At 62.5% G+C, this 9,264-nt stretch carries 11 protein-coding genes and 1 pseudogene; 7 read left to right on the top strand and 5 right to left on the bottom strand.

All coding sequences use genetic code 11. The annotated features are described in order from the left end of the window. Positions 1-425: 425 nt before the first annotated feature. The 4 genes and pseudogenes from rpmH to yidC all read left to right on the top strand — a co-directional run bounded on the left by rpmH (position 426) and on the right by yidC (position 3,191). A complete protein-coding gene (gene rpmH, locus LDZ24_RS14030) occupies positions 426-560 on the top strand; it encodes a 50S ribosomal protein L34 (RefSeq protein WP_004198824.1) in 135 nt (44 codons plus the stop codon). A gap of 90 nt (positions 561-650) precedes the next feature. Next, positions 651-1,127 (top strand): ribonuclease P protein component, encoded by a 477-nt coding sequence (gene rnpA, locus LDZ24_RS14025; protein ID WP_248322370.1) that lies wholly within the window; start codon positions 651-653, stop codon positions 1,125-1,127. A gap of 58 nt (positions 1,128-1,185) precedes the next feature. Beyond that, positions 1,186-1,401, top strand: a pseudogene (yidD, locus tag LDZ24_RS14020) (membrane protein insertion efficiency factor YidD); the annotation flags it as partial. A gap of 122 nt (positions 1,402-1,523) precedes the next feature. Then, on the top strand, positions 1,524-3,191 hold the full coding sequence (gene yidC / locus LDZ24_RS14015) for a membrane protein insertase YidC (RefSeq protein WP_206467306.1): 1,668 nt from the start codon (positions 1,524-1,526) through the stop codon (positions 3,189-3,191). A 90-nt stretch (positions 3,192-3,281) separates the two neighbouring features. On the opposite strand, the gene LDZ24_RS14010 is transcribed toward yidC, so the two are convergent. Together LDZ24_RS14010 and LDZ24_RS14005 are read right to left on the bottom strand one after the other, a co-directional pair. After that, complete coding sequence (locus tag LDZ24_RS14010) at positions 3,282-3,776, bottom strand: hypothetical protein (protein ID WP_248320829.1); 495 nt, start codon at positions 3,774-3,776, stop codon at positions 3,282-3,284. Between the two features lie 182 nt (positions 3,777-3,958). Further along, positions 3,959-4,375: a transcriptional regulator gene (locus LDZ24_RS14005; RefSeq protein WP_175938858.1), complete on the bottom strand. Its 417-nt coding sequence runs from the start codon at positions 4,373-4,375 to the stop codon at positions 3,959-3,961. Positions 4,376-4,675: 300 nt separating this feature from the next. Between LDZ24_RS14005 and mnmE the strand changes: the two genes are divergently transcribed. After that, a complete protein-coding gene (gene mnmE, locus LDZ24_RS14000; protein WP_248322369.1) occupies positions 4,676-6,064 on the top strand; it encodes a tRNA uridine-5-carboxymethylaminomethyl(34) synthesis GTPase MnmE in 1,389 nt (462 codons plus the stop codon). Between the two features lie 5 nt (positions 6,065-6,069). Here the strand turns inward: mnmE and LDZ24_RS13995 are convergent, their stop codons facing one another. Together LDZ24_RS13995 and LDZ24_RS13990 are read right to left on the bottom strand one after the other, a co-directional pair. Beyond that, complete coding sequence (locus tag LDZ24_RS13995) at positions 6,070-6,540, bottom strand: SgcJ/EcaC family oxidoreductase (protein WP_248320828.1); 471 nt, start codon at positions 6,538-6,540, stop codon at positions 6,070-6,072. Beyond that, positions 6,537-7,163: a LysE family translocator gene (locus tag LDZ24_RS13990; protein WP_248320827.1), complete on the bottom strand. Its 627-nt coding sequence runs from the start codon at positions 7,161-7,163 to the stop codon at positions 6,537-6,539. Before LDZ24_RS13990 ends, LDZ24_RS13995 begins: the two co-directional genes overlap by 4 nt. A 397-nt stretch (positions 7,164-7,560) precedes the next feature. Here LDZ24_RS13990 and sap1 point away from each other — a divergent pair, with 397 nt between their 5' ends. Then, the gene (gene sap1, locus LDZ24_RS13985) at positions 7,561-7,905 is read left to right on the top strand and encodes a surface attachment protein Sap1 (RefSeq protein WP_248320826.1); all 345 of its coding nucleotides are present in this window, start codon (positions 7,561-7,563) and stop codon (positions 7,903-7,905) included. Between the two features lie 198 nt (positions 7,906-8,103). Beyond that, on the top strand, positions 8,104-8,655 hold the full coding sequence (locus LDZ24_RS13980) for a YaeQ family protein (RefSeq protein ID WP_248320825.1): 552 nt from the start codon (positions 8,104-8,106) through the stop codon (positions 8,653-8,655). Between the two features lie 3 nt (positions 8,656-8,658). On the opposite strand, the gene LDZ24_RS13975 is transcribed toward LDZ24_RS13980, so the two are convergent. Continuing rightward, positions 8,659-9,066, bottom strand: a complete 408-nt coding sequence (locus tag LDZ24_RS13975) for a VOC family protein (protein ID WP_248320824.1) — start codon at positions 9,064-9,066, stop codon at positions 8,659-8,661. Between the last annotated feature and the right edge of the window lie 198 nt (positions 9,067-9,264).

Genomic DNA, 9,264 nt, shown 5'->3' with positions numbered 1-9,264 from the left:
CGAGTGCGGTCGTTATGGTTGCTGCGCGCCACCTGCGGCCATGCTTGCCGAATGCGTCCACTTACGTCGGATGGTTCGGCAAGTCCCGGCACGGCCAAGCAGGCATGCTCCGGAGGCTTACGCCGCAAGGGTTTGCGGGCGAACGGCGGGCCGAAGCAGCGGGCGGATATTTGGGAGTAAGGCGAGATTCTAACGCCAAACCCTCGCGGCGCGCGAGTTATCCACAGGGTCAAATCACCGCGCCGAAAGAGGACGAAACACGCGGGTTGCACCGTCGATGGGCGCTAAACTATTGACGGTCAATAGGAAAACGGTTTAAATAGCGGGTTCCGCGAAAACAGAATTCCTGAACCTCCGGCCATCGTGCTTGCAGTGACCACACTGGAGCCAAGCCCGCGCGGTCATTCAACTCAAGTGAGAGCACCATGAAACGTACTTACCAACCTTCCGTGACGCGCCGCAAGCGCACCCATGGCTTCCGCGTTCGCATGAAGACCGCCGGCGGCCGCAAGGTCATCAACGCTCGCCGCGCGAAGGGCCGCAAGCGCCTGGCCATCTAAGACAGGCACGTGCTGCTCGCAGCCGCGTCGCGTTCGGAGACGGATGCATCGGAAGGTGGCGAGCCGCTTGCCGAGCGCCGCACAGAAGTCTTGAAACAGGACATCGTCGAGTTGCCGGCGTCGGCCGCGTTCCCCAAGGCCGCAAGGCTGCTGAAAACGGATGAGTTCTCATCCGTTTTTCGTTTGCGCCCCTGGCGGCGTTCGCCGCACTTCGTTCTGTACGGCAAGCCCACGGGCAACGAAGCGCGGCTCGGGCTCGTCATCGGTAAAAAGCAGGCGCCGCGCGCCGTCACGCGCAATCTGATCAAGCGGCTTGCGCGCGAAGCGTTCCGGCTGCGTCGAGAGCAGTTGCGTGGATTCGACATCCTCGTGCGGCTGCACGCGAAAATCGACCGCAAGGCGATGCCGAGCGCCAGTTCGCCGCCGCTCGGCGCGCTGTGCCGCGGCGAACTGGAAGTACTTTTCGACCGTGCCGTGCGCGAAGCAGCGCGCCGCGCGGCCGAACCCGTGGCGGCGCCGCCTTCGGCGCCCGCCGTCGACGATTCATCCGGCCCTTCCGGGTCATGAAGCGCGGGCCGCGTCGGTTTGCCTCTCACCGCAAACCGGGGCGCGCAGCGCGAAGCTTATGCAAACGGCACTCATCGCGTTGTTGCGCTTCTACAAGGTTGCGATCAGCCCCCTGCTCGGCAACCGGTGCCGCTTTTACCCTTCCTGTTCCGACTACGCGCGCGAGGCAATCCAGTATCATGGCGCCGCGCATGGCACGTATCTCGCCGCAAAACGGCTCTGCCGCTGCCATCCCTTTTCGGCGGGCGGCGTCGATCTCGTGCCGACACCGTCCCGTGCTCCCGGTTCTTCGTCCGCTTCCACGCAGGCGGATAGCCCGGCTGCAGGTTCCGCTCAAGAAAAGCATTCACCACTAAACGGCGCAAAAGCGCTTACCGATCGACACTGAGACAACGCATGGATATCAAACGCACCGTCCTATGGGTCATCTTCTTCGTGTCAGTTGTCATGCTGTTCGACAACTGGCAGCGCGACCATGGGCGCCCGTCGATGTTCTTCCCGAGCGCGACGCAGCCGGCCAAGACCGCCAGCAATCCGGCACCGGGCTCGGCCACGCCGGGCGCGCAGCCCTCCGAACTGACGAACGCGCCGGCCGGCGCCGCGCCGGGCACCTCGACGCCGCCCGCCACGGCGGCTTCGCAGCTCGTCAAGTTCACGACGGACGTGTATTCCGGTGAGATCGACACGCGCGGCGGCACGCTCTCGAAGCTCTCGCTGCTCAAGGAAGGCGACGGCAAGCAGCCAGACCTTTACATCACGCTTTTCGATCACACCGCGAACCACACGTACCTCGCGCGCACCGGCCTGCTCGGCGGCGACTTCCCGAATCACAACGACGTCTTCACGGCGGTGCCGGGCCAGACGTCGCTGTCGGGCGACGCGAAAACGCTGACGCTCGCGTTCGAATCGCCGGTGAAGGGTGGCGTGAAGGTCGTGAAGACGTACACGTTCACGCGCGGCAGCTACGTGATCAACGTCGATACGAAGATCGAGAACGTCGGCAATGCGCCGGTCACGCCGAAGCTCTACATGGAACTCGTGCGCGACAACACGCCGGTCGAGACGCCGCGCTTCTCGCACACGTTCATCGGGCCGGCTGTCTACACCGATCAGAAGCACTTCCAGAAGATCGATTTCAGCGACATCGACAAGAACAAGGCCACGTTCGAGCCGTCGGCGAACAATGGCTGGATCGCAATGGTGCAGCACTACTTCGCGTCGGCGTGGATTCCGAAGGAAGGCGCGCAGCGCGATATCTACGTCCAGAAGATCGATCCGGACCTGTACCGCGTGGGCGTGCAGCAGCCGGTGCAGACCATCGCGCCGGGACAAAGCGTGACGGTCGATGCGCGTCTTTTCGCCGGTCCGGAAGAAGAGCGCATGCTGGAAGGCATCGCGCCGGGTCTGGAACTGGTGAAGGACTACGGCATGGTGACGATCATCGCCAAGCCGCTTTTCTGGCTGCTCGAAAAGATCCACGGTTTCGTCGGCAACTGGGGCTGGGCGATCGTGCTCTTGACGCTGCTGATCAAGGCGGTGTTTTTCCCGCTGTCGGCGGCGAGCTACAAGTCGATGGCGCGCATGAAGGAAATCACGCCGCGCATGCAGCAGATTCGCGAACGCTTCAAGAGCGATCCGCAGAAGATGAACGCGCAGTTGATGGAGCTGTACAAGACCGAGAAGGTGAATCCGTTTGGCGGCTGTCTGCCGGTGGTGATTCAGATTCCGGTGTTCATTTCGCTGTACTGGGTGCTGCTGTCGTCGGTGGAAATGCGCGGCGCGCCGTGGATCGGCTGGATTCACGATCTGTCGCAGCAAGACCCGTATTTCATTCTGCCGGTGCTGATGGCCGTGTCGATGTTCCTTCAGACGAAGCTGAACCCGACGCCGCCGGACCCCGTGCAAGCCAAGATGATGATGTTCATGCCGATTGCGTTTTCGGTCATGTTCTTCTTCTTCCCGGCGGGTCTCGTGCTGTATTACGTGGTGAACAACGTGCTGTCGATCGCGCAGCAGTACTACATCACGCGGATGATGGGACAGCGTAAGAAGAAGGTGGCTTGAGGTTCTTGGCTGCTGGTTTTGGATGTGGAAACGCCCGGCTTTGCCGGGCGTTTTTTTGCGCTGTTTGGACCGCTTATCTCACCGCTTCTTTCACGACTGCGTCTTTCCTCGTGATGCGCTGCCGGAAAGATGCTCGCTGAGTCGTTCGTCTAGCCTGTTCAGCTTGGCCAGAATAAGGTGCGCGGCGGCCGTTGCCTCACGAATATCGCGACGAAAAGCGTCCTCGTGTTCATAGCCTTGGAACGCCGGTACGGTTTCAGCCGCCTCCAGCCGGGTCGAGACATACGGCGTAATGTCCTCACCGTCCAACAGCATCGTTCCCCGGTGGCCGAGCAGCATGGCCAACGACGTCCGATTCTTTCCCCGCGGCATCGTCTTTGCATCGAACCAGTTTTTCACGGTCGTAGGCGTTACGCTTGCGTCCGGGTCCGCTCGCGCGAGTGCGTGAACGAGGTCGTCCGGATGTCCGACGCGGAAGAGCTTCTGCTTGAAGTAGGGAACGTCACGCTGGATGGTGTCGGCCACATCTGCAACCAGCAGCCGTAAGCCGCGCGCGAAAGCCTGTTTTGTACGATTGGTCGCCATGCAGGTAGTGTCTTGGACATTCCAGTCCGCGTCTTCAAACTCGAATTTGCAATCTCGAATTCGAATTTGTATCCGCGGCTGGACCGAGCCGAGCCCCTTGCGCCGCAAGGCTTTCCGCCCTCAACGGCGCAAGATAAATCTCGCGAATCAGAATTGGAAAATTTGGTCGCAGCCGGAAGTCGCTACCGCTTCATCGCCCCATAAAACTGGTCGATAAGCTCCTCGAGCAAATACCGATGATGCGGCGACAGCGCCTCTATCTTCGACGCAAGTTCCAGCGTGTCCTCGGACGCCGGGTACTTCTCGTCGCGCGCGAGCGGTTTGGGGGCGGTCTGCGCGCCGCCGCTCGGCGGCGGGCCGTAATGCAGCCAGTGCAGATCCACCTTCAGCCATTCGGCGAGCGTCTGAAGCTTGTCACTCGTAGGGATCGACCGGCCGGTGAGCCACTTGTGCGCCGTTTGCGGAGACACCGGCTCGCCCTGGTACCGCAGATTGAATTTGTTCGCGAGATCGGTCGCGCCTCGCATCTTCTCGGGCGACCGGGCCATGGAAAATTTGAGCCGTTCTGAGAAATCGGCCTTCTCTTGCTGTGTTGGCATGCGTTCAATTGTGCAAGGCAATCGCTGCCTTTACGTCAACCAACTGCGCTAGATCTGGCGCGTATCAGACGTCGTTTATCCTGTCCGAGTGACTGAATGCTTGCCTGATGTCAGCCGTGCGACGGCTGGCTGGCCATGCTCGACGAGCGTTAGCTCGTTAGCCAATCAATACGCTGCTGCACAGCGCGATCTGGAATCGTATCTTGTTTAAGATAATGCAAGAATTGTCCTAGCAAATCGGACCGATATCCCCGCGATACAATGCCGGCTCCTCCCGACGCCTCCGCTCCGACCGCCGCCATGCTGACCAACGACACCGATCCCATCGTCGCTATCGCCACCGCGCCGGGACGCGGCGGAATCGGCGTCGTGCGGCTTTCGTTCGGGCGAGCAGGCGAGGCGGCCGCGCAGCAGGCGATGCATGCGCTCTGCGGCCAGCCGCTCACGCCGCGCCACGCGAGCTACGTGCCGTTCATCGACGGCAACGGTGAAGCGCTCGACCGCGGCATCGCGCTGTACTTTCCCGCGCCGCATTCGTACACGGGCGAGCACGTGCTGGAATTGCAGGGCCACGGCGGGCCGATCGTGCTCCAGCTCTTGCTGCAACGGGCGATCGAGGCCGGACGCGACTTCGGCCTGCGGCTCGCGGAGCCCGGCGAATTCACGCGCCGCGCGTTTCTCAACGACAAGCTCGATCTCGCGCAGGCCGAAGCCGTCGCCGACTTGATCGAAGCGAGTACGGAAGCCGCCGCGCGTTCAGCTGGCCGCTCATTGGAAGGCGCGTTCTCGCGCGAGATTCACGCGCTCGTCGAGGACGTGATCACGCTGCGCATGCTGGTCGAGGCGACCCTCGATTTCCCGGAAGAAGAGATCGACTTCCTCGAAGCCGCCGACGCGCGCGGCAAGCTCGCGCGTATCCGCGAACGGCTGGATCGCGTGCTCGCCGATGCCCGGCAAGGCGCGCTGCTGCGCGAGGGGATGTCGGTGGTGCTGGCAGGGCAGCCGAACGTCGGGAAATCGTCGCTATTGAATGCGCTCGCCGGTGCCGAACTGGCGATCGTCACGCCGATTGCGGGCACCACGCGCGACAAGGTCGCCCAGACGATCCAGGTCGAGGGCATCCCGCTGCATATCATCGATACCGCCGGCTTGCGCGAGACCCAAGACGAAGTGGAGCGCATCGGCATCGAGCGCACGTGGGGCGAGATCGAGCGCGCGGACGTCGTGCTCCACTTGCTCGACGCTCGCACTGGGATGACTGACGACGACGAGTCGATTGCTGCCCGCTTTCCGCAAGGCGTGCCGGTCGTCCGCGTTCTGAACAAGACTGATCTCGCGGGCGCGCCCGCCGCCGTGCGAGAAGGCGACGACCAAGCGCGCGAAGTGAACCTGTCCGCCAAGACGGGCGACGGCATCGCGCTGCTGCGCGAGCAGTTGTTGAAAATCGCCGGTTGGCAGGCGGGCGCCGAAAGCGTGTACCTCGCGCGCGAACGGCACCTCATTGCGCTGCGCACGGCGCGCGAGCATCTCGCGCTCGCCGCGGATCATGCGAGCCAGCAATCGCAGGTGCTCGACCTTTTCGCCGAAGAATTGCGGCTCGCGCAGGACAGCCTGAACGCGATCACCGGCGAGTTCACTTCCGACGATCTGCTCGGCGTCATCTTCAGCCGCTTCTGCATCGGGAAGTAAAGCGGTCAAGCCGCGCGCGGCGGCCCCAACTCACGCAATTCGGCCGTGAGCTTTTCGGCTTCCTCGGGTCGTCCGTGAAATGCTGCCGGCGTGTTCTGGAACATCTCGATCGCGTACGCTCCGTCGCAAAGGGAAAGCACGAGCGTCTGCACGGCATTGAAGCGCGGATCGAGCGCGTCCTGTCCGCGCGGCCACATGCCGGCCACCGCCCGCAGCAACAGCGTCTGCCCGGCCGCCATGCGCCTGACCTCGCGCACTTTTGCGACAAAAAGCGGCGTCGGATGCGCCGCGAAAATCGGCGTCAAATGCGCCTGGATGCATGCCCTACCGTCGATGGCGCTACCGTCAAAGCCGACCAGGCTGCCTCGCTCGGCAAAGCGCCCGGCCATGGCGGCGGCGTCCTGCCGGTTCCAGTCGTTCAGCAGCGCGAAAAACACGCGCCGCGCGCTGGCGGTCCAATCGTCGATGCCGTTCATGCTGCCCTCTTCCAAGCCGCGGCGAACACGCCCGCGCCCATCAGCAACGCGCCGCCGGTGCGGTTCACGGCGCGCTGCACCGAAGTCTTGCGGATCGCGCGGCGCGCTCCGGATGCGAGCAGCGCATAGGCGAACGCGTTTGCCGCCGCGATGCCCACGAACGTGGCTTCCAGAATAGCGATCTGCGAGACGGACGCCGCGTGCGGATCCACGAACTGCGGCACGAAGGCGACAAAGAAAATGATGCTTTTGGGATTGAGCGTGGTGACCGCGTAGGCGTGCGCCATGATGCGGCTCGTGCGCAGCTCGCCGGCCGGCTTGACGGCATCCGCATCGACGACCGGCGCGCGCCACAGCTTCACGCCGAGATAGAACAGATAAGCCGCGCCGATCCATTTCACAGCCATAAAAAGCTCCGCCGATGCCGCAAGCACGACGCCCAGACCGAGCATCGAAGCAGTCATGGCGGTGAGGTCGCCGAGCGCGACGCCGACCGTCGTCGCGAGCGCGTATTTGCGGCCGTGACCGAGTGCGTACGAGACGACAAGCAGGACTGTCGGCCCGGGAATCGCCACGAGAATCGCCGAAGCGATTGCAAACGGCAGCCATTGAGCGAGCGTCATTCCGAATTCTCCTTGAGTAATGCCGTCGATTTATCCACGAACCGGCGTGCGTGACAATAGGCCGTTCGGCTAGCTTCCGCCACTGACGATCGGCTGCTATGCGCGTTGTCGCGGCCCGACAAGAACCGCTTCTGCGGCGCACCAAAAGCGCAACGAGACAAATCGCCGCACCGACACATTGCTGCTGGTGAATTCATTTTCGATTCGCCCTTCAATCGGCCGGTTCGTCGTACAGGTGAGGGCAACTAATCTCCGGGATAAATACTGCGACATTGCGTCTTGTTGCAATCGCACACAACATATGCTTGCAACGCGACGCCGCTCATTTAGCATGAGTTCACGCAACCGGTTTTATATACGTTGCTAATGTCGCGGCTCGAGTCCGGAGGCTCTATTCATGAAGAAACGCGCCAGTGCTGTCTTCACCGTGGTGAGCTTGGTCGTCGCGGTTTCCGCGGCGTACGCGCAGGACAACGCCATCCAGCCACAGCAGACGTTCAAATTCAGGCCGAATTCGTACGGCTGCTTGTCGAAAGATAAATTCGATTCAGCGGATCAGCACGCAAAAGCCGGCGAGCATCAGCAAATGCAGCAGTTCTTTGAAGGCTTCGAGTGCATATCGACGCCGGTGGATTCGCATTTTCGCGTGCTGCGCGTGGTGGGCCACGACATCGAATTCGTGAATGCCGCCAATAGCGACACGCAAGGCATGTGGACCGCCGACCGCTTTATCGATCAATAAGCGGTCGCATCAAAGCGCGCCTTGAATACGGCGCGGTCGCCCGCTCAGGCTGACCGCGCGATCCGCACTTCCAATTCCACATCGATTCGCCGCACAATGTCGGGCTCATCGCGTCCGATGTGCGGCTTTCGCCGTTGCGCCGTGCCGCTTTCCAACTTCTTATGAATCGCCGGTCGCGAGCGCCGGCGTCATCGCTGCATGGCTCTGAAATCCACCATCTATAAGGCCGATCTCCAGATCGCCGACATGGACCGTCATTACTATGGCGACCACTCCTTGACCATTGCGCGGCATCCGTCCGAGACGGACGAACGCATGATGATCCGCGTCGCGGCGTTCGGCCTCTTCGCCAACGAGCGACTCGAATTCTGCAAGGGCCTCTCGGATACCGACGAGCCCGATCTCTGGCAAAAGGACCTCACCGGCCAGATCGAGTTGTGGATTGAAGCGGGCCAGCCGGACGAGCGGCGCATTGCGAAGGCGAGCGGGCGCGCGGACCGCGTGGTCGTGATCGCGTATGCGGGAAAGACGGCGGACATCTGGTGGCAGGGCGTGCGCGCGAAGGTGGAGCGCCTGCAGAACGTGACGGTATGGTCGCTCGCGGACGGCGTGGCGGAAGCGCTCGGCAAGCTGGCCGAAAGGACGATGCGCCTGCAACTGACGGTGCAGGATGGCGAGGCATCGCTCGGCAGCGCGACGGTCGACCCGGTGGCGATTCGCTGGAACGTGCTGAAGGCGCCGGGCGCGTGAGCGTCAGGCTTCTGGCGGCCCTTTGAGCTCGATCATGTTGCCTTCGGGATCGAACAGATAAAGCGACGGACCGAAACCTTCGGCGCCGTAACGCCGCGCTTCTTCGCCGATGCGCGCGCCGTGCGTCTCGAGATGCGCGCGCAGGGCTGCGGCATCGAAGGGTTCGACGCGCAGGCACAGGTGATCCATGTTGCGGCCCGCGCCCGGCTGACCGCTTTCGGGTCGGTCGATGGATGCGCCGACAGCGAGCAGATCGATCAGCGAGCGGCCGGCGCGCATCTGCACGAGACCGATATCGCGCTGCTCTTTCTCGACCGCGCAGCCGAGCGCGGTGCGATAGAAGTGGATCATCGCGTCGAGGTCGATGCAGCGAATCACGACGTGATCGATTTCGCGGATGTGGATGGGCATGGTGCGTTGCTCGCTCGCGGGGTCATTGACGAGCAGTGTACGCGGGATGCGGACTGCGGGAGACGCGGAAAAGACAAAGGGCTCGGTGTGATACCGAGCCCTTTGGGATTCGTGGTGGAGAGGAGGACTACAAAACAACGCGCTTAACCTACTGAATTATCAAGTATTGGGTCTTCTGCGTTTTGAAGTTGCCCCCAA

Source organism: Caballeronia sp. Sq4a (genome assembly GCF_023170545.1).
Lineage (GTDB): Bacteria > Pseudomonadota > Gammaproteobacteria > Burkholderiales > Burkholderiaceae > Caballeronia.
This window is presented reverse-complemented; position numbering and strand designations above follow the sequence as displayed.

Excerpts from the sequence above, each read along its gene's own strand:
- rpmH (WP_004198824.1), top strand. The coding sequence starts at position 426 with ATGAAACGTACTTACCAACCTTCCGTGACGCGCCGCAAGCGCACCCAT.
- yidC (WP_206467306.1), top strand. The coding sequence starts at position 1,524 with ATGGATATCAAACGCACCGTCCTATGGGTCATCTTCTTCGTGTCAGTT.
- LDZ24_RS14010 (WP_248320829.1), bottom strand. The coding sequence starts at position 3,776 with ATGGCGACCAATCGTACAAAACAGGCTTTCGCGCGCGGCTTACGGCTG.
- LDZ24_RS14005 (WP_175938858.1), bottom strand. The coding sequence starts at position 4,375 with ATGCCAACACAGCAAGAGAAGGCCGATTTCTCAGAACGGCTCAAATTT.
- mnmE (WP_248322369.1), top strand. The coding sequence starts at position 4,676 with ATGCTGACCAACGACACCGATCCCATCGTCGCTATCGCCACCGCGCCG.
- LDZ24_RS13995 (WP_248320828.1), bottom strand. The coding sequence starts at position 6,540 with ATGAACGGCATCGACGATTGGACCGCCAGCGCGCGGCGCGTGTTTTTC.
- LDZ24_RS13990 (WP_248320827.1), bottom strand. The coding sequence starts at position 7,163 with ATGACGCTCGCTCAATGGCTGCCGTTTGCAATCGCTTCGGCGATTCTC.
- sap1 (WP_248320826.1), top strand. The coding sequence starts at position 7,561 with ATGAAGAAACGCGCCAGTGCTGTCTTCACCGTGGTGAGCTTGGTCGTC.
- LDZ24_RS13980 (WP_248320825.1), top strand. The coding sequence starts at position 8,104 with ATGGCTCTGAAATCCACCATCTATAAGGCCGATCTCCAGATCGCCGAC.
- LDZ24_RS13975 (WP_248320824.1), bottom strand. The coding sequence starts at position 9,066 with ATGCCCATCCACATCCGCGAAATCGATCACGTCGTGATTCGCTGCATC.